This is a genomic window from Fictibacillus sp. UD (genome assembly GCF_043558025.1).
Classification (GTDB): domain Bacteria; phylum Bacillota; class Bacilli; order Bacillales; family Fictibacillaceae; genus Fictibacillus.
Window position 1 is genome coordinate 20,906 of the sequence record NZ_JARUHH010000006.1, and the last position, 22,100, is coordinate 43,005.

The window sequence follows — 22,100 nt, forward strand, 5'->3', positions numbered from 1 at the left end:
AGTGTAAAGCAATGGAAACTTAAAGAAAAATAGTAGTTTGGAACTGTCTTAAACAGATTTGGGTCAAAATTGTCGAAATTTGTTATATCGTTAAGTCTTTTTTGCTATAGTTACAATAGAGAATTAGGTGGATAAAGGAGGGACGAATATAATGACAGCGATTTCAAACGAGATGAAGCATATGCAAAATTTCATCGATCAGCTTTCTGAATCGGTAATACTTGTAGCGGCAAATGGTGAGATATCGGCTGTGAATCAGCACTATTTGAATCTCACAGAACAAACAGACTTTGAATCAGGAAAATCTGTTGATGAGGTTCTTTTACGTCATTTCAATGGTGAAGATGGAACAATTCTTGCTGCTAACGGTTTTATAGCGGTTAAAATTAACGAAGGTCTATTGCCGCTTCATGGCGATTTTTTTCGATATTATATCTTGAATGAACAGCCCGCTGTCGTTCATTCGTGCCAAGAGCCTCTTATGAAGACCTTAATGAACATCGTTCCGGATTTTATTGGCATAAAAGATGGGGACGGACGTTTTGTGTTTGCGAACGAATTTGTAGGTGAATTATTTGAACTGACTGGCTTTGATTTTACCGGAAAAAATGATGCTGATCTGGCAGAGATCGCTCCATTTTTTCGTGATGTATTCCAATACTGCATCGAGACAGATGAACAAGTGTGGCAGGCAAAAGAAATCGTGCGATGTGAAGAATATGTGCCTGCACGTGATGGCAGCACACGTTTTTTTGACGTATACAAAATTCCTGTTTTTCATCCAGATGGTTCGCGTAAAAACTTGCTTGTCTTCGGTCGAGAGGTAACGGAAAAGATTGAGTCCCGAATGCTTTTAGAAGAGAGTGAAGCAAGATACAGACTGCTTGCTGAAAACGCGATGGACATGATTACGACCCACACGATGGACGGAACATATACATACGTGTCTCCTGCCTGTGAGATTCTGCTTGGGAGAAAGCAGGAAGAGCTGATCGGAAATACCGGCTATTGGCTGCTTCATCCCGATGATGAGGAAGCGGCATGGAAAGGTCACGAGCAATTGATGGAAGGGCCATGCACGGCAACTGTCCAATTCAGGCTGCAGCATAAAGACGGACATTACGTCTGGCTTGAAACGTCTTGTAAGAGCATCGCGGATGATTCAGGTAAAGTGGTTGAAATCATTGGCGTTACCCGTGATATTTCGGAACGTAAAAAATCTGAAGACATGCTTCGCCAATCCGACAAACTATCGATTGTTGGACAGCTTGCTGCATCAGTAGCGCATGAAATCAGAAATCCGTTAACTTCTTTAAAAGGATTCGTTCAGCTTCTTCAAGAGTGTGAACAAATCGAGACTGCGAACTACTACAACATCATGTTTAAAGAATTGAACCGTATCGATCAAATCATGGGGCAGCTGTTATTGCTGGCTAAACCTCAAGCGAAGACTTACAAAAAAACATCACTGCCAGAGCTCGTGGAGTTCGTAGAAACACTTCTTCAACCTGAAGCACTTAAACAGAATATAGAGATTGAAAGTGTGTTGTGTGAGAGTCTTCCGCTTATTACAGCTGAGGAAAATGAGCTGAAGCAAGTGTTGATCAATGTGATTAAAAATGCGATGGACGCTATGAGCATCGGCGGAACCATTTCTATTGAAGGAAAAAGAGAAGACGATCTCGTTCATTTGATTGTAAAAGACCAAGGATGCGGCATTTCGTCAGACCGCCTGGCAAGACTCGGCGAACCCTTTTACACCACGAAAGAAAAAGGAACAGGCCTAGGATTGATGGTAAGTTCAAAAATTATGAAAGAGCATAAAGGCGAGCTTAAGTTTTACAGTGAGGAAGGCAGAGGAACGACGGTGAGTCTGATATTGCCTGTATAAGGGCGTGAGTGTGCGGGAGTAAGAGCAGGAATAGAAGAGATAGGGTGAAAATTGTCGGAGAGTGTCGACTCGGGGATAAACTCTACAAACTTCTGGATTTAGGCCCGATATTTGTGGATTGGGAGCTGTTTTTTGTGGATTCACCCCCAAAATTTTAGGATTCACTATCTGCGCCCTCATAAAAAGACTGTTGCCAAGCCCTTTTTCAGGTTGGCAACAGCCTTCAACATAACGATTAATTATAGATTTTCTGGATCAGCCACTTTTACGAGCTGTTTTCCTGTGTTTTCACCAGAAAACAGTCCTAAGAACGCATCAATCGTGTTTTCGAAGCCGTCCACGATGTTTTCACTGTAAGAAAGTTTGCCTTCTTTTAGCCATTTCGCAAGTTCGATCGCGCCTTCCTCAAAATGAGCTGCATAGTCGCTCACGATAAAGCCTTTCATTAATGCGCTGTTGATCAGAAGCTGACTTTGCATGCGTGGGCCAACATCGGCTTTTTCGAGATTATAAAGGGCAATCTGTCCGCAGACTGGGATGCGTGCACCTTTGTTGATCAAAGCCAGGACGCTGTCAGAGATCTCGCCGCCGACGTTATCAAAATATACATCAACGCCATCAGGGCATGCAGCTTTTAACGCTTTATATACGTTCTCGGTCTTATAATTGATTGCTGCGTCAAAGCCTAATTCATCTTTCAAATAAGAAATTTTTTCGTCTGAACCAGCGATTCCGACTACACGCGCACCTTTAATCTTGGCGATCTGGCCAACGATTGTTCCAACGGCACCAGCGGCACCACTTACAACAACAGTTTCACCTTCTTGCGGATTTCCGATATCAAGCAATCCGAAATATGCGGTTAAACCTGTCATTCCAAGAACACCAAGGTTTGCAGTTAGTGGCGCAATAGAAGGATCAAGCTTTCGTACTTCAGCATCGCTCGCGACATTGTATTTTTGCCAGCCTAGGTTTCCAATTACAAAATCACCTTCAGCTAATTCCCCAGAACGAGATTCTACAACTTGTCCGACAACGCCTCCAGAGATCGGTTCATTTAACGCAAAAGGAGGTACGTAAGACTTACGGTCACTCATGCGCCCCCTCATGTAAGGATCCACGGAAAGGTAGATCGTCTTCAGAAGCACCTGATCATTTTCTAACGCAGGAATGGCAGCCTCCTCATAACGGAAGTCGCTTTTTTGCGGAGTTCCTTTTGGACGGTTCACCAGTAAGATTTTTTCGTTTTTCATCATAATCCTCCTCATCTATAAATCATCTTCTCGAATGTATGATACGTCATTATCGTGCCTCTTTCCAAATCATCCACTCACAGAAACGTATTTTTAGGCTAATTTTACCTATTAAACAAACGTTTTTTCAAAAAGACACCCATAAGGTTGAAGCGAGGCATTGAAATCTTTTATAATAGGTAAGTTAAAGAGGTACACCAAAAAAGGAAGTGTTGTTCGCATGGATCAAGATACGGAATTGTCTGTTGCGCTTACGATAAGTTCAGAAGTCCATTTTAGCGGTGAAAAAGAAAAGCATTACACCGAGACTGAAGGTAAGCTTTATAAAAGAGGGGACGTCACATATCTTCAATACAAGGAAGAGATAGAAGGTGCAGGTTCTGTCAATAATGTGATTAAGATTACGCACGCTGGAATTCTGATTATCCGCTCAGGCAGTGTATCTATGAAACAGAAATATTTAATCGGCCAGACTACAAAAGGCATGTACGACAGCCCCTATGGCCAGCTTTGGATGGAAACGACCACACATGAAATGAATTTCCGATGGAATCAGCAAAATCAGACGGGTGATCTGAAGCTCGCGTACGAGCTGGTTCTGCAGGGTGAACATACAGGAACACATCGAATCAAGATTAATTTTCAGGAGGCAAAAGCATGAATATCCTTGACCAGGTCAAGCATCTGTTAAAAGAAGAGATTGAAGAAGCGGTCGTAAAAGCAGGGCTAGCTAAAAAAGAAGAACTGCCATCAATCGTTCTTGAGGTACCTAAAGATAAAGCAAATGGTGATTTTGCGACGAACATGGCGATGCAGCTAGCGCGTATCGCAAAAAAAGCACCTCGTATGATCGCTGACGAATTAGTGGCGAACTTTGATAAAAGTAAAGCGTCTATCGCAAAGGTTGAAATCGCAGGCCCTGGATTTATCAACTTTTATATGGACAACTCTTACTTAACAGAGCTAGTACCGACTGTTTTAAAAGCGGGCAAGGATTATGGACGTACTGAGCATGGCGGGGGTAAAAAAGTTCAAGTCGAGTTCGTTTCAGCGAACCCGACAGGAACACTTCACTTAGGACATGCCCGTGGTGCGGCTGTTGGTGACACGATCTGTAATATCCTGGATTATGCAGGATATAACGTTTCCCGTGAGTTCTATATCAATGATGCCGGAAACCAGATCAACAACTTAGCTACGTCGATCGAAGCTCGTTATTTCCAAGCGCTAGGCAAAGATAAAGAGATGCCTGAAGATGGTTATCACGGAGCTGATATCATTGAGTTTGGTAAAGATTTAGCTGAAGAGTACGGCGATTCTTGGCTGGATAAAGATGAAACAGAACGCGTAAGCTTTTTCCGTGAATACGGTCTTACACGAGAGCTTGAAAAATTAAAAGCAGATCTTGCTGAATTCCGTGTAGATTTTGATGTGTGGTTCTCTGAAACTTCTCTTTATCAAAACGGGAAAATTGATGCAGCTCTAGAAAAGTTAAAAGCTAAAGGTGTTGTTTACGAAGAAGAAGGAGCAACATGGTTCCGTACAACAGACTACGATGATGACAAGAACCGTGTACTCATCAAAAATGACGGATCTTACACGTACTTAACGCCAGATATCGCATATCATAACGACAAGTTTGAGCGTGGCTTTGAAAAGCTGATCAATATTTGGGGAGCGGACCACCACGGTTATATTCCTCGAATGAAAGCAGCGATTCAAGCGCTCGGTTATGATAAAGAACAGCTTGATGTCATGATTATTCAGCTTGTTTCTCTTTTCCAAAACGGAGAAAAAGTTCGTATGAGTAAGCGTACAGGTAAAGCTGTTACGCTTCGTGAACTGATGGAAGAAGTGGGCATCGACGCAACTCGTTATTTCTTTGCAATGCGTTCGAATGATACTCACCTTGATTTTGATATGGACTTAGCCGTTTCCAAATCAAACGAAAATCCTGTATACTATGTACAATACGCACACGCACGCGTATGCAGCATGCTTCGTCAAGGAGAAGAGATGGGGCTTTCTTATGACGGGGACTTGGATTTAAAGCAGATCGATTCTGAAAAAGAGTTTGAACTGTTGAAAAAGATCGGGGAATTCCCAGCCGTTATTAATGAAGCGGCTGAAAAACTTCTCACACACCGCGTGACGAACTATGTATTTGAGCTAGCATCTGCTCTTCATAGCTTCTATAACGCTGAGCGTGTACTGGATGCTGAAAATAAAGTAAAATCACAAGCGCGTTTTGCTTTGATGAAAGCAACTCAAGTGACGATTGAGAATGCACTGAACATCGTGGGCGTAGAAGCGCCAGAGCGTATGTAATAGAGAGATACAATGGGAAAACCTGTCTGCGGACAGGTTTTTTTATCTGTTTTCGTACATACATTGTTGTTCTTGAAAGTAGTTGATTTCCGCTCCAGGTTGCTCGCTTTCCACGGGGCGTACGGTGAGCCTCCTGCCGCTTTGCGCCTTTAGGAGTCTCCACCTGACCGCTCGTCCCGTAGGAGTCTCGCACCTTGCGCTCCAATCAACATGCTAACGATGATGATAGAAAGAGTCTGAGAAGAGAAGACAAATCTAGAGGTTAGGATCGCTTCGACTACTACTCCAACTTCCATGTCAAAAGTCTGCAAGCTCACTACATCCATCAGAAACCTTTAAAGCCAAGAGGAATTTTCCAGATTTTCTTGAATTCTAATAAAGCACATTATTGCTCAGGAGGTTACACAAAATGACAACATCCAACAAAAGCCCTTTCGTCATCGGACAGATCGAAGGGTATTCGAAGGAGTTTTCTAACTTGATCTCGATGATGAACTACGCGAGGGAAACGACGATTTGGGAAGTGGAAAATTTATCTGTGGAAGAACTCGACTTTAGAATCAACGGAACGGGCAATTCGATCGGTATGCTGCTCGCTCATTTTGTAGCGGTGGAGAAGATCTATCAATTTTTAACGATGGATGGAAAGGACCTGCCAGATGAAGAGATCGATCGTTATGCAGAAACTCTTCAGCCCGCACTCGATTTAGGCGAAGCGGGGACAATCATCAATGGGAATACAGCGGAATTTTATTTAGAAGACTTAAAGAAGACCCGTGAAATTACACTGAAGAATTTTCAGAAGCTGCCAGATTCGTGGCTCTACGAAACGACACCGTGGTGGAATAATGAGCTTGGCAACAACTATTTTAAGTGGTTTCATGTTTTTGAAGACGAGATCAATCACCGCGGCCAGATCCGAATCATTAAAAAGCAGTATGAACGAGCGAACGCCTCCACCACCACTCAAGCTTAATTGCAATGAAATAGGGATATTGTAGTAAGAACGTGCCATATTAATAATAGATAGGTTTGGAAACTCGTTTGAATGAGGGGGTACATACATGAAGTTGATCTTATTATCATTGATAACAGGCGCCCTCGTAGGCTTTGTTTTTGCCCTGTTAAAGTTACCAATTCCAGCGCCGCCCGCATTACCCGGAATCATGGGAATCGTTGGCATTTATTTAGGCTATCAAGTGTACATTTGGATGGCAGGAACGTTTTTAAAGTGAGGATAACATGGCATTAGCCGGACTGACCTCTGAGTTTCAAATCTACTATGAAAAGTTAGGGACGGGTGCTCCACTCGTATTTTTACATCCGTCGGGTATGAGCCATCTCGTGTTCAAGTATCAAAAAGAGCTATCACAATACTGCCAAACCATATTTCCAGATGTTCGGGGCCATGGCAGGTCATCTGTTAAAGACCCAGAGTCGTTTACAATATGGGATCTAGCTGATGATGTGGCAAATCTTCTGGACCATCTGTTAATTGACGAGGCGTATATTTGTGGTTATTCTGCAGGAGGCTCGATCGCACAGGCTTTTGTACAAAAGTATCCACATCGGACAAAGGGTCTTATATTAAGCGGGGGCTTTTCTCAAGTTTCCACTTTTGCACTTAAAAAGCAGTTTCAAACAGGAATAAGGCTGGCAAAAAATGCACCAGCCCTATTGAATCAGATACTTGTCGGCACACATTCAAATTCGCAGCAGGATCGAAAAGAGATGCTGGCGTATCATAAACAATCAGATCCGAAAACGTGTGAACGATTTTACAGGGAAAGCTTTATGTTTAATTGCACAGATCAGTTAAAAGAATGGTCGTTTCCATTATTGTTTCTGTACGGTGACCGAGCGGAATATATGCATCCTTATAGAAGGATCTATACAAAAAATGTACATCCAAGGGCTAAGTTCGTCATATTGAACAAAGCTCTGCATCAGCTGCCGATCAAGCATTATAAAAGCTTTAATGCTGAGGTTCAGCGTTTTATAACGGGTTCTACATAAGAATCGTCCCGCCGCTCATCCTTTTAAAACCGCGTACTTTTTCAAGCTCATCAACGAGCTGAAGAACGGCGCGGTCTTTTTGTTTAGCTTCAATCATCACATCAAGCTCATCTGTAAAATCAGACATCATCTTAAAAAACGGAAGCACGTAGTCTAGGCTCACATAATCGTGGTGGCTTCTGTACGCTTTTTCGTCTTTCGGTGATGAGAGGTGAACCTTAGGCGGTCTGCCCGTATTTTTCCAAGTGGCAACAAACCGCGGAAGAAGTTCCTCGAGCGCACCATCGTCATCAGGGTTCGCTTTATAATGATGATAATCAAACATGAATGGGATGCCTTCATTTTCACATACCTCCAGCGTCTCTTTCGTTGTAAAGGTTTTGTCGTCGTTCTCAAGTGTCATCCTAGCTTTAACATCAGCGGGAAGCATTTTAATATTTTCATAAAAACGTTCTAATGCGGAAGATTTATCTCCATAAGCGCCGCCAATATGGATATTGATATAGCTGCGGTCCTCAATGCCCATTCCTTTAAGTAGGTCATAATGATACTGCATGTCTTTTACCGCATTAACTGTTACTTCCGGCCGCGGACTCGTAAAAAGGGTGTATTGGTTCGGATGCATGCTCGTTCGAATATTGTACTTCTTCACGAGCTTCTCAATCTCTTTGCACTCTTTTTTTGTTTTCTGCAAGAAATCCCAAGCGGCTTCAGGGTGTGTAGCTAAAGGGACGATGGAAGAGGACATCCGATATAACGGAAGTTCGTGTGCAATGCAATAATGGAGCACACGAAGGGTCCGCTCTAAATTGTTTTTTGTGATGGCAAGCAATTGTGCCGTACGTTCTTTTTCTTCGCGTTTCTGATACGTTGCATATGTCATCGTTTTTGCAGGTGAGGCCTCATATAAGTTGAGAGCCGTTGATACAAAACCAAAAGATGTTAACATGTTTGGCCCCCTGTTTTTATTGTTATGGTGAGTTGAAAAAACTGCTGCTAAGAGGTGTTTTATGCTTTGTTTGATAGAAGTGCAAGAGTGTACCGCTGACGTCCTGAAACGGATATCACTATCTTTCAAAAGCATTAAAGAAAGTTTATTTATAAAGGCTCTTTTCTAAAAGAATGTTGCTCTCAAATTTTGTCTTCTATGCTTGTTGATTGGAGTGTAAGGTGCGAGACTCCTGCGGGACAAGCGGTCAGGTGAGACCCTTAAAGGCGCAAAGCGGCAAGGGGCTCACCGCCTGCCCCGCGGAAAGCGAGCACCTGAAATGGAAATCAACTACTCTCAAGAGCAACAAAGTTTTAGCTTTATAAAAAAGGCGAAAGTATAAACCCAATCACTTCTTTTACACGCACTTTGGCTGTTCTAGTCTTTTGAAGCCGTTCGAGTGTCAGCTTCTCGGAACGAGCGAGATCCGATTCGATCACTTTTTTGACGGCTTGAATTTCTGTTTTGTCAGTAAAGATACAATTGATCTCGTCGTTATAAAAAAAGCTGCGCAGATCAAAGTTGGCGGTTCCGATATCACAGATCGATTCATCAAACATTAATACTTTTGAATGATAAAATCCTTCATGGAACTGATAGATTTCTGCTCCAGCTTCTAAAAGCGGTATGACAAAACGATAAGACGCTTCTTGTACAAATGGGTGGTCAGGAGTCATAGGGACGAGCAGCTTGACATTTACACCCCGATCAATTGCAGACAGAAGTTCCTTGTTCATCTTTTTACCCGGAATAAAGTACGGTGAACCTATAAAGATGTTTTTTTCGGAACGTTTTATTTTTTCATAAAAGAAACGATAGGCTGCATCGCCTTTAGAGGGAAGAAGCAAGATCTCTTTGCCGTGTTCTTCATCAGTTGCAAGCCCATTCTTACTGGTCATCTTATCATTCGTCGATCCATTCCAATCATCAATGAACAAAAGCTGCAGTTCATGTACAGCTGGACCTCTTAATTTTAAATGATAATCCCGCCAATCCCCAAACCTTGTGATTCTGCCAATGTATTCATTACCTATGTTATATCCACCGATATATCCGATCTTGTCATCTATGATGGTGATCTTCCGATGATTTCGGTGGTTGATGCGATATAAAAGATAAGGAAACTGTGGTTTGTTGCTGTATTCAAAATGAACTCCCGCATTCTTCAAATTTTGAATGGTCTTCTTTTTTACTCTATAACTTCCTATATAATCGAGAAGCAGCCTGACTTCTACGCCTTCTTTTGCTTTTGAAATCAATCTTGTACACAAATCATTGCCAAGTTCATCATCACGTAAAATGTAAAACTGTATGTATATGGAATGAGAGGATTTATCGATATCTTGAAACAGCTCATCGAAAAAATGTGAGCCAGTCGATAGAAACTGCATGCTTCCTTTTGTTGTTACGGGAGGCTCTTCCTTTTTAACTGTTTGTTGATGTCCTAAATAAAAATCAATCCACGCTAAAATCCCCACGATAGCAATCACTAAAACGATCCACACGTTCATCTCCTCCTTCTGCCAAAACTTTTATTTAGTATGCCCTTGCCATTTAAAACGACTAAAAAAAATTTTGATGAGATGTTGACTGAATGCTCATTCATTTATTTTTTATGATATAATGATGTCAGAAAATTAATTTCATTTAGAATTATTAAAAGAGAAAGAATTAGGGAATAGCAGGAGTGGAAGGGAGAGAAAGTGATGAACGGCTTAATGGTAGCAAACTGGCTTGCATTTCTTTTTGTAACCGCTTACGCATTGTTTTTGTTTGCTTATGTGGTAAAGACAAGGTATGAGTTTATCAAACTCGGTAAGAAAGTGGAGTTCGATAACACGGTACAAGAAAGAATCAAAGCAGTCTTAGTCAACGTTTTTGGTCAAAAGAAGCTGTTGAAAGATAAAAAAAGCGGAATTATCCACATTATGTTTTTTTACGGATTTATTCTTGTCCAGTTCGGAGCGATCGATTTTATTTGGAAAGGGCTCGCACCTGGGTCTCATCTGCCGCTCGGTCCGCTATATCCAGGGTTCACGTTTTTCCAAGAAATCGTAACAACGATGATCATGGTTGCAGTAGTATGGGCTTTTTATAGAAGATATGTTGAAAAGCTTGTGCGTCTGAAGAGAGGCTTTAAGTCAGGATTAGTGCTTCTGTTCATCGGCGGCTTGATGCTATCAGTACTAGTAGGAAATGGAGCAGAAATCATCTGGCATGACTTGCCTTATGAATGGACGGCTCCGATCGCGTCAGGTATCGCAATGGCTCTCGGTTTCCTAGGTAAAACCGGTGCTGCAGTCGTTTTCTTTACCTCTTGGTGGATTCATTTATTGTTCTTATTAACATTCTTAGTGTACGTGCCTCAATCGAAGCATGCTCACTTGATCGCAGGCCCGCTGAACGTTTGGCTTGGCCGCAAAGATAAAGTAGGAAAGCTTTCTTCTATTAACTTTGAAGATGAAACGCAAGAAGTTTTCGGCGTAAATAAGATTGAAGACTTCAACCAAAAACAGCTCGTTGATCTCTACGCTTGTGTAGAATGTGGCCGCTGTACAAATGTTTGTCCAGCAACGGGTACAGGTAAGATGCTTTCACCGATGGACATGATCGTTAAACTTCGTGACCATCTGACGGTCAAAGGTGCTGCTGTTACATCCCGCACACCTTGGATGCCAGCATTTGCTTTCTCGAACACAACAGGCAACCAGATCGCATTTGAAGCGAGAGGCAAAGGCGCTGAAGAAACAGCGGCAACAACAGACGGATCATCTGCCCTAGCTTATGATGTGGAAATGATCGGTGAAGTTATGACAGAAGAAGAGATCTGGGCTTGTACAACTTGCCGAAACTGTGAAGATCAGTGTCCTGTAATGAACGAACACGTAGATAAAATTATCGACATGCGCCGTTACCTTGTTTTAACAGAAGGTAAGATGGATGCTGAAGCGCAGCGTGCGATTAAGAATATCGAAAAGCAAGGAAACCCTTGGGGGATCTCGAAAAAAGAACGCGAAAACTGGCGTGAACTGAAAGAAGATATCGTGATTCCTACTGTGAAAGAGAAGGAAAAAGCAGGTGAAGAGTTCGAGTACCTTTTCTGGGTAAGTTCGATGGGTGCTTATGATAACCGCTCACAAAAAATTGCCCTTTCTCTTGCGAAGATCATGAACGAAGCGGGCATCACGTTTGCAATCTTAGGAAACAAAGAGAAAAACTCTGGTGACACACCTCGTCGTCTTGGGAACGAGTTTTTATTCCAAGAGATGGCGAACGCGAACATCGAACTGTTTGAGAAGCACGATGTGAAGAAGATCATCACGATCGACCCGCATGCGTACAACACGTTTAAAAATGAATATCCGGAGTTTGGTCTAAAAGCGGAAGTCTATCATCATACAGAACTTTTAGCGGAATGGATCAAGGAAGGAAGAATTCAGCCTAAACATGAAGTGAATGAAACGATCACGTACCACGATTCTTGTTATCTAGGCCGCTATAACGAAGTATACGAGCCGCCTCGCGATATTTTAAAAGCGATTCCTGGCGTAAAAGTGGTCGAGATGGACCGCAACCGTCAAAACGGTATGTGCTGTGGAGCGGGTGGAGGTATGATGTGGATGGAAGAAAAAGCGGGCTCGCGTGTGAACGTTGCGCGTACAGAACAGGCTCTTGCTGTAAATCCAACCATGATCGGAAGCGGATGTCCATACTGCTTAACGATGTTGAGTGATGGTACGAAAGCGAAAGAAGTAGAAGATCAAGTACAAACGTTAGACGTAGTTGAAATCTTAGAAAAATCAATATTTGGATCTCAAAAACAAGAGATTCTTCAGTAGTCTGAGCATGTAAATAAGCTGCCCGCGTATGAGCTGGCAGCTTCATGCTTGGGATTTGGTCGACTGAGCGTTCGCTCGGCTTGTCTGTCATTCTTTTTGTAAGCGTTAACAATATGTTCAGCTTCAGCAATTCAAAACAGGAGGTCTTTCACATGACAAAATCAGTAATCGTTAGTGGTGCGCGTACGCCTGTCGGGAAGTTTGGCGGTGGATTAAGCTCTTTTACGGCATCAGATTTAGGTGGAATCGCCATTAAAGAAGCACTTCAACGAGCAGACGTCGCTCCAGAATCAGTTGATGAAGTTATTTTGGGCTGCGTACTTCAAGGAGGTCAAGGTCAGATTCCTTCTCGTCAAGCGGCAGAAAAAGCAGGATTACCTTGGGAGACGAAGACAGAGACGATTAACAAAGTATGTGCTTCAGGTCTTCGAGCGATCACGCTAGCAGACCAAATTATCCGTGCAGGTGATGAGGAGATCATCGTTGCGGGCGGTATGGAGTCGATGAGCAATGCACCATATATTTTACCGAAAGCTCGCTGGGGTCTTCGTATGGGGGATAGCTCAGTGAAAGATCTGATGGTACATGACGGGTTAACATGTACGTTTACTGGTGTTCACATGGGAATCTACGGAAATGACGTTGCAAAAGAGATGGAGATCTCACGCGAACGCCAAGATGAGTGGGCGTACCGCAGTCATAGCCGTGCTGTAGAGTCTATTGAAAAAGGAATATTTGCTGAAGAGATCGTTTCGGTAGAAGTGCCTCAGCGAAAAGGGGATCCAATCGTGGTTTCTCAAGATGAGTCGCCTCGTAAGGACACTTCGGTAGAATCTCTTGCTAAATTAAGACCCGTATTTTCTCAAGACGGGACGATTACAGCAGGTAACGCGCCTGGCGTGAACGATGGCGCGGCAGCTGTAGTTGTGATGAGTGAAGAACGTGCTGAAAAAGAAGGCAAAGAAGTGATGGCAACGATTCTAGGTCATACGGCGATTGCAGTGGAAGCGAAGGATTTCCCGAAGACGCCAGGATTAGTGATCACGGAGCTTTTAAAGAAAACGGGAAAATCATTAGAAGAAATTGATATTTTTGAAATTAATGAAGCATTTGCGGCAGTTGCGTTAACAAGCGCAGAGCTTGCAGGATTAGATCTTGAAAAAGTAAATGTGAACGGCGGTGCAGTGGCATTAGGTCACCCGATTGGGGCGAGCGGCACGCGCATCGTGCTGACGTTGATTCACGAATTAAAAAGACGCGGCGGCGGACTTGGCATTGCATCGATCTGTTCAGGCGGCGGTCAAGGCGACGCGATTTTAGTAGAAGTTAAGTAAAAGAGGAGGAACATTTCATGGGCATTCAAAACATTATGGTAATTGGTGCAGGGCAAATGGGTTCAGGTATCGCGCAAGTAAGTGCGATGGCTGGATACTCGGTGGTTCTGCACGATATGAAAGACGAATTCGTACAAAAAGGAATCGGCATCATTCAAAAAAACTTAAATCGTTCAGTTGAAAAGGGACGTATGGATGAGAATGAAAAAGAAAACATCCTTTCTCGTATTACATCTTCTACCTCTTTAGAGAACGCGTCCAGCGCAGACCTTGTGATTGAAGCGGTCATTGAAAACATGGATGTAAAAACACAGCTGTTTAAGATGCTGGATCAATATGCGCCAGCACATACGGTCTTAGCGTCGAATACTTCTTCCCTTCCGATCACAGAGATCGCGGCAGCAACAGAGCGCCCTGAAAAAGTAATCGGCATGCATTTCATGAACCCTGTACCGGTTATGAAACTTGTAGAAATCATCCGTGGTCTTCAGACAGCAGATGAGGTGTATGAAACGATTGAGTCAGTATCCAAGAAGCTGCAAAAAGTACCTGTTGAAGTGAACGATTTTCCAGGATTCATCTCGAACCGCATCCTTATGCCGATGATAAACGAAGCGATCTTCGCAGTGTATGAAGGAGTAGCAACACCAGAAGCAGTAGATGAAATTATGAAACTCGGAATGAACCATCCTATGGGACCGCTAACACTAGCAGACTTTATCGGGCTTGATACGTGCCTCTACATTATGGAAACACTGCACGAAGGCTTCGGCGACGATAAGTACCGTCCATGTCCATTGCTTAGAAAGTACGTGAAGGCAGGCTGGTTAGGTAAGAAATCAGGCAGAGGCTTCTACAGCTACGCTTAGGGGTCTGACCCCACACAAAGACAAAAATTCCATTTTTGTCTTTGTGGAAGAGACACCTCACAGAGAGACAACATTTTTCAGCATTCAAAATAGGAAATGGGGAGAGACCATGAACCTCGTGTTTACAGAAGAACAGAAGATGATGCAGAAGATGGTACGGGATTTTGCGCAAAAAGAGATAGCACCTACCATTGAACATATGGAAGAGACAGAAGAGTTTCCGCGTCATCTTATAAAGAAGATGGCAGAGCTTGGGCTGATGGGGATTCCAATTCCAGAAGAGTATGGCGGAGCGGGGATGGATTTTACCTCTTACATCATCGCGATCAACGAATTATCAAAGGTGAGTGCGACAATCGGTGTGATTTTATCCGTTCATACGAGTGTCGGAACAAATCCGATCCTTTATTTCGGGAATGAAGAACAAAAGAAAAAATACATTCCTAAGTTAGCGAGTGGAGAGTATCTTGGGGCGTTCGGACTTACAGAACCGAGTTCAGGTTCTGATGCAGCAAGCTTAAAAACAAGAGCTGTTAAACAAGGTGATCATTACGTTTTAAACGGCTCGAAGATATTTATTACTAACGCAGGTGAAGCGGATGTGTACATCGTGTTTGCTTCAACGGAACCTGACAAAGGCAGTTATGGAATCTCAGCCTTCATCGTAGACAAAGATACACCAGGTTTTTCAGTAGGAAAGAAAGAGAAAAAAATGGGGTTGAACGGATCAAATACGTGCGAGATCGTTTTTGAAGATGCGCGCGTTCCTGCTGAAAATCTGCTTGGTAAAGAAGGGGAAGGCTTTAAGATTGCAATGAGCAACCTGGATGTGGGCAGGATCGGAATCGCTGCTCAGTCACTTGGAATCGCAGAGGCTGCCTTAGAATATGCCACAAACTACGCTAAAGAGAGAAAGCAGTTTGGCAAGCCGATCGGTACTAATCAAGGCCTAGGTTTCAAACTAGCAGACATGGCGACAGAAGTTGAGGCGGCAAAACTTTTAACCTATCGTGCGGCTGATCTGAAAACAAACAATCTTTCATGCGGAAAAGAAGCGTCGATGGCAAAGCTTTTCGCTTCAGAAACGGCGATGAAATCAGCAATCGAAGCGGTGCAAGTGTACGGAGGCTACGGATATACGAAAGAGTATCCGGTAGAGAGACTGTTCCGAGACGCAAAGGTGTGTCAGATCTATGAGGGAACAAGTGAAATTCAGCGCATGGTATTAAGCAAACATTTACTAGGATAAAAGGGAGAGATAGAGATGCAATTTATGTTATCTGAAGAACATGAAATGATCCGCAAGATGGTGCGTGATTTTGCGAAAAACGAAGTAGAACCAACAGCAGCAGAACGTGACGAAGAAGAACGTTTTGACCGTGCGATTTTCGACCAAATGGGAGAGCTGGGACTTTGCGGTATTCCTTGGCCTGAAGAGTACGGCGGGATCGGCGGAGACTTTCTGGGCTATGTAATCGCAGTTGAAGAGCTGTCACGCGTTTGTGCGTCAGTTGGTGTAACACTTTCGGCTCACACATCACTTGCAGGCTGGCCGATCTTTAAGTTCGGTAACGAAGAGCAAAAGCAAAAGTTCCTTCGTCCAATGGCTGAAGGCAAGAAGATCGGAGCATACGGCTTAACAGAACCAGGTTCTGGATCTGACGCTGGAAACATGAAAACAACCGCTAAAAAAGACGGCGACCACTACATCATCAACGGCTCTAAAATTTTCATTACAAATGCTGGAGACGCTGAGATCTATGTTGTGTTTGCGCGCACGGATATTGAAGCAGGAACGAGAGGAGTTTCTGCATTCATCGTAGAAAAAGGAACACCAGGCTTTTCTTTCGGGAAAAAAGAAAAGAAACTAGGAATTCGTTCGTCTCCAACATTAGAAATTATTTTCGAAGACTGCCGAGTGCCAGCTGAAAACCTTCTTGGAAAAGAGGGAGAAGGCTTTAAAATTGCGATGATGACACTTGACGGCGGACGTAACGGAATCGCGGCTCAAGCCGTTGGGATCGCGCAAGGTGCACTAGATGCTTCCGTAAACTACGCAAAAGAACGCAAGCAGTTCGGTAAGCCGATCGGTGTGAACCAAGGAATCGGATTCAAACTGGCTGACATGGCGACAAAAGTAGAAGCGGCAAGACTTTTAACCTATCAAGCAGCATGGAGAGAATCAGAAGGCCTGCCATACGGTAAGGAATCCGCGATGTCTAAGCTTTTCGCTGGAGATATCGCAATGGAAGTCACAACAGACGCGGTTCAAGTATTCGGTGGATACGGCTACACGAAAGAATATCCGGTTGAGCGCTATATGCGTGACGCGAAAATTACACAGATCTATGAAGGTACACAAGAGATTCAGCGTCTTGTTATTTCGAAGATGCTTTTGAAAGATTAAGAGTTCGAGGTTATGCGACACAGTGGCTAGGGAAATCCCTTGCTAAGTCAGTTTGCATGTGAGGAATTTAAGAGCCGATTTGCAAGATGGTGTTGTCCATTTCATAACAGAGTGTTGCTAAGAGTGGTTTTAGTAACACCCTTTGCAGTTGATTGGAGAGCAAGGTGCGAGACTCCTGCGGGACTAGCGGTCAGGTGAGACCCTTAAGGGCGCAAAGCGGCAAGGGGCTCACCGCCTGCCCCGCGGAAAGCGAGCATCCTGGAGCGGAAATCAACAACCACGAAAAAGTTTTAGGAGGATATTATGCATCCATTAGCACAGCGCATCCAGCAAAAAGACGAACGCGCCCTCGCGAAAGCGATCACGCTTGCCGAGAACAACGGTGAAGACAAACTAGAGCTGTTAAAGAGCATTTACCCGCTTCAAAAAGGTGCCCACTGGATCGGCATCACCGGTTCACCGGGTGCGGGGAAAAGCTCGCTCGTTAACCGCCTTATCTCTTTTTTGCGTAAAAAAGAAATGACCGTAGCCGTTGTTGCTGTTGATCCGACGAGTCCCTTTAGCGGAGGCTCTATCCTTGGAGACCGCGTGCGGATGGCTGACCATTTTACCGATCCTGGTGTGTTTATCAGAAGCATGGGAACGCGTGGAAGTCTTGGAGGACTCTCTCGTTCTACGAAAGAAACGGTAAGGCTGATGGATGCGTATGGTTTTGATGTGATTTTAATAGAGACAGTAGGAGTGGGGCAGTCTGAGCTCGACATTATGAAGCTAGCGGATTCGGTAGCGGTGGTTCTAAATCCGGGAAGCGGGGATGTTGTTCAAGTGTTTAAAGCGGGAATCATGGAAATAGCGGATCTGTTCGTTGTGAACAAAGCAGATATGCCAGGGGTTCCAAAGCTGCTCGCAGAGATTGAAGCGATGCTCGACTTAGTAAAACACGACAGTCCGTACCGCCCGCCAGTCGTACAGACCATTTCTACTGAAAATAAAGGTTTAGAAGAGTTGTGGAATGCCCTTTGTGCGCACCGTGACTATTTGGATAAAAGCGGTGAAGGCAAGGAACGAAAGCTTTCAAACCTTAAGCGTGAGGTGATGGAAGTCGTTCAGCATGAAATCTATCAGGAAGTATGGAAAAACGAACAGAAAAACGGGTTCTCCTGGCTGGCCGACTTAGAATCAGGTAACACAGACCCTTATACAGCTGCAGAACAAATCTTAAAAGGACGTTTGCAGCCGGCTGACGGGAAACAGAAATGAGGGAGGCCAATTGGGTAAGAAAGAAGTGCCGTCGCTCGTAAAAGATGAGAAATTGATTCAAAGGCGGCGGGAAGAAATGGTGAAAGCGGCGGTGTCACTATTTAAAGAGAATGGATTCCACCGCACGACTACCCGTGAGATCGCAAAAGCGTCAGGCTTCAGCATCGGTACATTGTACGAATATATTCGTTCAAAAGAAGATATTTTGTATCTCGTTTGTGACAGCATCTATGATGGCGTAAAGGTGAGGCTGCAGCAGGATATTAACGGTGAGGACAGCGGAATAAAAGGTGTTGAACGTGCAATCACAGCTTACTTTAAAGTGATGGACGATATGCAGGATGAAGTGCTCGTCATGTATCAGGAAGCTAAATCCCTTTCTGATGAAGCGCTTCCGTATGTACTGAAAAAAGAGCTGGAGATGACAGCGATTTTTGAACAGCTCTTATCTAAAGTTGTGCTGCAGGGCGAATTGGATCTAAGTGAAAAAGAAATCCAGGCAGCCGCTCACAATATTTTGATCATAGGTCAGATGTGGACGTTCAGACGCTGGGCGCTGCAGAAGATGTATACATTGGAAGAATATACCCAATTACAGCTTCAACAATTGCTTTATGGCATAAAAGGAGCGTAAGAAAGGATGAGTAAAATGACACAGACCGACATTTACCGGCCGAAAAATCCGGTTCGATTTGTAACCGCTTCCAGTCTTTTTGATGGTCATGATGCTTCCATTAACATTATGCGAAGAATCATTCAGTCGAACGGATGTGAGGTTATCCACCTGGGACATAATCGTTCCGTAGATGAAGTAGTGAGTGCCGCGATTCAAGAAGACGTTCAAGGCATCGCCATCTCCTCTTATCAAGGCGGACACGTTGAATATTTTAAATACATGATCGATCTATTAAAAGAACGTGGTGCAGGGCATATTAAAGTCTTTGGCGGAGGCGGGGGCGTAATTATCCCACCTGAGATCAAGGAACTTCATGCTTATGGGGTGACACGTATCTTCTCGCCTGAAGATGGAAGATTGCTAGGACTTCAAGGCATGATCAATAAAATGGTAGAAGAATGTGATTTTCCGACGGTAACCTCTTTAACAGACGAGATTGAGAAAGTGAAAGAAAAAGACGTCCGCTCTGTTTCTCGTCTTATCACATTAGCGGAAAACGCAAAGCAGGCACCAGAAGAAATCGCGGCAACGGCTGAACAGACGTTAAATGAGTTGAAAAGTCTGCAAAAGCAAGTACCTGTTCTAGGGATTACAGGTACAGGGGGAGCGGGGAAAAGTTCACTGACAGATGAGCTCGTTCGCCGTTTCTTAAATGAGTGTGAAGACAAGACGATTGCAATCATCTCGATTGACCCGACAAAACAAAAGACAGGCGGAGCGCTTTTAGGTGACAGAATCCGTATGAACGCGATCTATCACCCTCGAGTGTATATGCGTTCACTTGCAACCCGCGGATCTCGTTCGGAGTTGTCCGATGCAATTAAGGATGCGATCGCTGTAACGAAAGCAGCAGGATTTGATCTGATTGTTGTTGAGACAAGCGGAATCGGTCAAGGTGATGCTGGAATTTCTGAGATTTCCGATGCTTCGCTATACGTCATGACGAGCGAGTTTGGTGCACCTTCACAGCTTGAGAAAATCGATATGATCGATTACGCAGATATTATCGCAATCAATAAGTTCGAGCGAAAAGGTTCTGAAGATGCGCTTCGTGATGTGAAGAAGCAATATCAGCGCTCTCACAACTGGTTTGATAGAGATCTAGATGAGATGCCGGTTTATGGAACGATCGCAAGTCAGTTTAACGACGCGGGCACGAACATACTCTTTTATCACTTGATGAAGGTGATCGAAGAAAAGTCTGGCGTGGATTGGGGCATTCAACCAGCTGCTGAGGCCATGACTGCAAAAAAGAACGTCATCATTCCTGGTGAACGTGCGCAATATTTAAACGAGATCGCACAAACCGTTCGCAAGTACCATGAAACAGTGGATGAGCAGGCGAAACTAGCTCGCAAGTCGTTCCAGATCCAGGGGACGCTTGAAACGGTGAGAGAATACGACGCAGCAGGTGAAGAAGTAGAGGCGAGTTTAAATAAGGCGCTTGAAAAAGTAGAAGAAAAACTTTTACCAACGACTTCAAAAATGCTGAAACAATGGCCAGAGCTAAAAGAAATGTACAGTAAAAAAGAGTTTGTCACAAAGATCCGCGACAAAGAGATCGTGACCGAGCTTACGACGAAAAGTCTTTCAGGTCTTGATATTCCAAAGGTTGCTCTTCCGAAGTTTGAAGACTGGGGAGACATCGTAAAGTGGATCATGAAAGAGAACGTTCCAGGTTCGTTCCCTTATACAGCCGGCGTGTTTCCTTTTAAACGTAAAGGAGAAGATCCGAAGCGCCAGTTCGCTGGAGAAGGAACTCCTGAACGAACGAATCGGCGTTTTCATTATCTATCAAAAGATGATGACGCAAAGCGCTTGAGTACTGCGTTTGACTCGGTAACGCTTTATGGTGAAGATCCGGATTACCGTCCTGACATCTATGGAAAAGTTGGGGAGAGCGGTGTGAGCATCTGTACGCTCGACGATATGAAGAAGCTGTATGACGGCTTTGATCTGATCGCACCTTCAACGTCGGTTTCAATGACGATCAACGGTCCGGCACCGATTATCCTAGCGATGTTCATGAACACAGCGATCGATCAGCAAGTGAAGATTTTTGCTGAAAAAAATGGCCGACAGCCGAACGAAGCAGAGTACGGCGAAATCAAGGCGATGACCCTTGCATCTGTTCGCGGAACGGTTCAGGCCGATATTTTAAAAGAAGATCAAGGGCAGAACACGTGCATCTTCTCTACTGAATTTGCTCTTCGCATGATGGGAGACATACAGCAATACTTTATCGACCATCAAGTGCGCAACTATTATTCGGTTTCAATTTCTGGCTATCATATCGCAGAAGCTGGTGCGAACCCGATCACGCAGCTCGCGTTTACACTCGCAAACGGCTTTACGTATGTAGAGTACTATTTGAGCCGCGGAATGGATATTAACGCATTTGCGCCTAACCTATCGTTCTTCTTCTCAAACGGTTTGGATCCGGAATATAGCGTAATTGGCCGCGTGGCTCGCCGAATTTGGGCAACCGTTATGCGCGATAAATACAAAGCGAACGAACGCAGCCAGAAGCTGAAATATCATATCCAAACATCTGGGCGTTCACTGCACGCGCAAGAAATTGATTTTAACGATATCCGTACGACGCTTCAGGCGTTGATGGCACTCTATGATAACTGCAACTCGCTCCACACGAACTCGTATGATGAGGCGATCACGACACCGACTGAAGAATCTGTTCGCCGCGCGATGGCCATTCAGATGATCATCACGAAAGAACTAGGTCTAGCTCGCAACGAGAACTCGCTTCAAGGATCATTTATCATTGAAGAGTTGACCGATTTGGTAGAAGAGATGGTTCTGCAAGAGTTCGAACGCATGAATACAAGAGGCGGCGTGCTTGGTGCGATGGAAACACAGTATCAACGCGGAAAGATTCAAGAAGAATCTATGTATTATGAAATGAAAAAGCATGATGGATCACTTCCGATTATCGGTGTGAATACGTACTTAAATCCGAACCCGCCGTCAGAAGAAGAGTTCAACATGCAGCTCGCTCGTGCGACAAAAGATGAAAAAGAACAGCAGATTCAGAATCTGAACACGTTCCAAGAATCAAGTAAGGATCAAGCAGCAGAAGCACTGAAACGTTTGAAATCCGTTGCATTGTCTGGCGGAAATATTTTCGATGAGCTCATGCATACCGTAAAATTTGCGAGTCTCGGTCAGATCACAAGTGCGCTTTATGAAGTAGGCGGAAAGTATAGAAGAAACATGTAACG

Annotated in this window: 18 protein-coding genes; 14 read left to right on the forward strand and 4 right to left on the reverse strand. The window is 44.0% G+C overall.

Annotated elements, in window-relative coordinates:
* Positions 1-151 precede the first annotated feature (151 nt).
* Positions 152-1,891 carry a PAS domain-containing sensor histidine kinase gene (locus P8610_RS11440; protein ID WP_394604489.1) on the forward strand — a complete coding sequence of 580 codons (1,740 nt, stop codon included), beginning with the start codon at positions 152-154 and terminating at the stop codon, positions 1,889-1,891.
* 239 nt (positions 1,892-2,130) lie between these two features.
* On the opposite strand, the gene P8610_RS11445 is transcribed toward P8610_RS11440, so the two are convergent.
* Positions 2,131-3,147: an NADP-dependent oxidoreductase gene (locus P8610_RS11445; RefSeq protein WP_394604490.1), complete on the reverse strand. Its 1,017-nt coding sequence runs from the start codon at positions 3,145-3,147 to the stop codon at positions 2,131-2,133.
* 217 nt (positions 3,148-3,364) lie between these two features.
* Between P8610_RS11445 and P8610_RS11450 the strand changes: the two genes are divergently transcribed.
* Both P8610_RS11450 and argS read left to right on the forward strand, forming a co-directional pair.
* Positions 3,365-3,805: a DUF1934 domain-containing protein gene (locus P8610_RS11450; protein WP_394604491.1), complete on the forward strand. Its 441-nt coding sequence runs from the start codon at positions 3,365-3,367 to the stop codon at positions 3,803-3,805.
* Positions 3,802-5,472, forward strand: coding sequence for an arginine--tRNA ligase (argS, locus tag P8610_RS11455; RefSeq protein ID WP_394604492.1), 1,671 nt, complete (start codon positions 3,802-3,804; stop codon positions 5,470-5,472). Before P8610_RS11450 ends, argS begins: the two co-directional genes overlap by 4 nt.
* A gap of 149 nt (positions 5,473-5,621) precedes the next feature.
* On the opposite strand, the gene P8610_RS11460 is transcribed toward argS, so the two are convergent.
* The gene (locus tag P8610_RS11460; RefSeq protein ID WP_289494004.1) at positions 5,622-5,783 is read right to left on the reverse strand and encodes a hypothetical protein; all 162 of its coding nucleotides are present in this window, start codon (positions 5,781-5,783) and stop codon (positions 5,622-5,624) included.
* Positions 5,784-5,881: 98 nt separating this feature from the next.
* Between P8610_RS11460 and P8610_RS11465 the strand changes: the two genes are divergently transcribed.
* The 3 genes from P8610_RS11465 to P8610_RS11475 all read left to right on the forward strand — a co-directional run bounded on the left by P8610_RS11465 (position 5,882) and on the right by P8610_RS11475 (position 7,488).
* Positions 5,882-6,448, forward strand: a complete 567-nt coding sequence (locus tag P8610_RS11465) for a DinB family protein (protein WP_394604493.1) — start codon at positions 5,882-5,884, stop codon at positions 6,446-6,448.
* 88 nt (positions 6,449-6,536) lie between these two features.
* Positions 6,537-6,707: a XapX domain-containing protein gene (locus tag P8610_RS11470; RefSeq protein ID WP_289494006.1), complete on the forward strand. Its 171-nt coding sequence runs from the start codon at positions 6,537-6,539 to the stop codon at positions 6,705-6,707.
* 7 nt (positions 6,708-6,714) lie between these two features.
* Positions 6,715-7,488, forward strand: coding sequence for an alpha/beta fold hydrolase (locus P8610_RS11475; protein ID WP_394604494.1), 774 nt, complete (start codon positions 6,715-6,717; stop codon positions 7,486-7,488).
* On the opposite strand, the gene uvsE is transcribed toward P8610_RS11475, so the two are convergent.
* The gene (uvsE, locus tag P8610_RS11480) at positions 7,481-8,437 is read right to left on the reverse strand and encodes a UV DNA damage repair endonuclease UvsE (protein ID WP_394604495.1); all 957 of its coding nucleotides are present in this window, start codon (positions 8,435-8,437) and stop codon (positions 7,481-7,483) included. The genes P8610_RS11475 and uvsE overlap by 8 nt on opposite strands.
* A 359-nt stretch (positions 8,438-8,796) precedes the next feature.
* Positions 8,797-9,981: a cardiolipin synthase gene (cls, locus tag P8610_RS11485; RefSeq protein ID WP_394604496.1), complete on the reverse strand. Its 1,185-nt coding sequence runs from the start codon at positions 9,979-9,981 to the stop codon at positions 8,797-8,799.
* 201 nt (positions 9,982-10,182) lie between these two features.
* On the opposite strand from cls, the gene P8610_RS11490 reads away from it, so the two are divergent.
* The 8 genes from P8610_RS11490 to icmF all read left to right on the forward strand — a co-directional run bounded on the left by P8610_RS11490 (position 10,183) and on the right by icmF (position 22,098).
* Entirely contained in the window at positions 10,183-12,315 is a 2,133-nt protein-coding gene (locus P8610_RS11490) for a (Fe-S)-binding protein (RefSeq protein WP_394604497.1), read from the forward strand.
* Between the two features lie 152 nt (positions 12,316-12,467).
* A complete protein-coding gene (locus P8610_RS11495; protein ID WP_394604498.1) occupies positions 12,468-13,649 on the forward strand; it encodes an acetyl-CoA C-acetyltransferase in 1,182 nt (393 codons plus the stop codon).
* Positions 13,650-13,666: 17 nt separating this feature from the next.
* Positions 13,667-14,518 carry a 3-hydroxybutyryl-CoA dehydrogenase gene (locus tag P8610_RS11500; RefSeq protein ID WP_394604499.1) on the forward strand — a complete coding sequence of 284 codons (852 nt, stop codon included), beginning with the start codon at positions 13,667-13,669 and terminating at the stop codon, positions 14,516-14,518.
* 109 nt (positions 14,519-14,627) lie between these two features.
* Positions 14,628-15,767, forward strand: a complete 1,140-nt coding sequence (locus P8610_RS11505; protein WP_394604500.1) for an acyl-CoA dehydrogenase — start codon at positions 14,628-14,630, stop codon at positions 15,765-15,767.
* A 15-nt stretch (positions 15,768-15,782) separates the two neighbouring features.
* On the forward strand, positions 15,783-16,925 hold the full coding sequence (locus P8610_RS11510; RefSeq protein WP_394604501.1) for an acyl-CoA dehydrogenase: 1,143 nt from the start codon (positions 15,783-15,785) through the stop codon (positions 16,923-16,925).
* A gap of 303 nt (positions 16,926-17,228) precedes the next feature.
* A complete protein-coding gene (meaB, locus tag P8610_RS11515; protein ID WP_394604502.1) occupies positions 17,229-18,185 on the forward strand; it encodes a methylmalonyl Co-A mutase-associated GTPase MeaB in 957 nt (318 codons plus the stop codon).
* Positions 18,186-18,195: 10 nt separating this feature from the next.
* Positions 18,196-18,819, forward strand: coding sequence for a TetR/AcrR family transcriptional regulator (locus tag P8610_RS11520; RefSeq protein WP_394604503.1), 624 nt, complete (start codon positions 18,196-18,198; stop codon positions 18,817-18,819).
* 15 nt (positions 18,820-18,834) lie between these two features.
* Positions 18,835-22,098, forward strand: coding sequence for a fused isobutyryl-CoA mutase/GTPase IcmF (icmF, locus tag P8610_RS11525; protein WP_394604701.1), 3,264 nt, complete (start codon positions 18,835-18,837; stop codon positions 22,096-22,098).
* Positions 22,099-22,100 lie beyond the last annotated feature (2 nt).

What these genes read in the sequence shown, in the direction of transcription:
- P8610_RS11440 (WP_394604489.1), top strand. Translation starts at nt 152, where the DNA reads ATGACAGCGATTTCAAACGAGATGAAGCATATGCAAAATTTCATCGAT.
- P8610_RS11445 (WP_394604490.1), bottom strand. Translation starts at nt 3,147, where the DNA reads ATGATGAAAAACGAAAAAATCTTACTGGTGAACCGTCCAAAAGGAACT.
- P8610_RS11450 (WP_394604491.1), top strand. Translation starts at nt 3,365, where the DNA reads ATGGATCAAGATACGGAATTGTCTGTTGCGCTTACGATAAGTTCAGAA.
- argS (WP_394604492.1), top strand. Translation starts at nt 3,802, where the DNA reads ATGAATATCCTTGACCAGGTCAAGCATCTGTTAAAAGAAGAGATTGAA.
- P8610_RS11465 (WP_394604493.1), top strand. Translation starts at nt 5,882, where the DNA reads ATGACAACATCCAACAAAAGCCCTTTCGTCATCGGACAGATCGAAGGG.
- P8610_RS11470 (WP_289494006.1), top strand. Translation starts at nt 6,537, where the DNA reads ATGAAGTTGATCTTATTATCATTGATAACAGGCGCCCTCGTAGGCTTT.
- P8610_RS11475 (WP_394604494.1), top strand. Translation starts at nt 6,715, where the DNA reads ATGGCATTAGCCGGACTGACCTCTGAGTTTCAAATCTACTATGAAAAG.
- uvsE (WP_394604495.1), bottom strand. Translation starts at nt 8,437, where the DNA reads ATGTTAACATCTTTTGGTTTTGTATCAACGGCTCTCAACTTATATGAG.
- P8610_RS11490 (WP_394604497.1), top strand. Translation starts at nt 10,183, where the DNA reads ATGAACGGCTTAATGGTAGCAAACTGGCTTGCATTTCTTTTTGTAACC.
- P8610_RS11495 (WP_394604498.1), top strand. Translation starts at nt 12,468, where the DNA reads ATGACAAAATCAGTAATCGTTAGTGGTGCGCGTACGCCTGTCGGGAAG.
- P8610_RS11500 (WP_394604499.1), top strand. Translation starts at nt 13,667, where the DNA reads ATGGGCATTCAAAACATTATGGTAATTGGTGCAGGGCAAATGGGTTCA.
- P8610_RS11505 (WP_394604500.1), top strand. Translation starts at nt 14,628, where the DNA reads ATGAACCTCGTGTTTACAGAAGAACAGAAGATGATGCAGAAGATGGTA.
- P8610_RS11510 (WP_394604501.1), top strand. Translation starts at nt 15,783, where the DNA reads ATGCAATTTATGTTATCTGAAGAACATGAAATGATCCGCAAGATGGTG.
- meaB (WP_394604502.1), top strand. Translation starts at nt 17,229, where the DNA reads ATGCATCCATTAGCACAGCGCATCCAGCAAAAAGACGAACGCGCCCTC.
- icmF (WP_394604701.1), top strand. Translation starts at nt 18,835, where the DNA reads ATGACACAGACCGACATTTACCGGCCGAAAAATCCGGTTCGATTTGTA.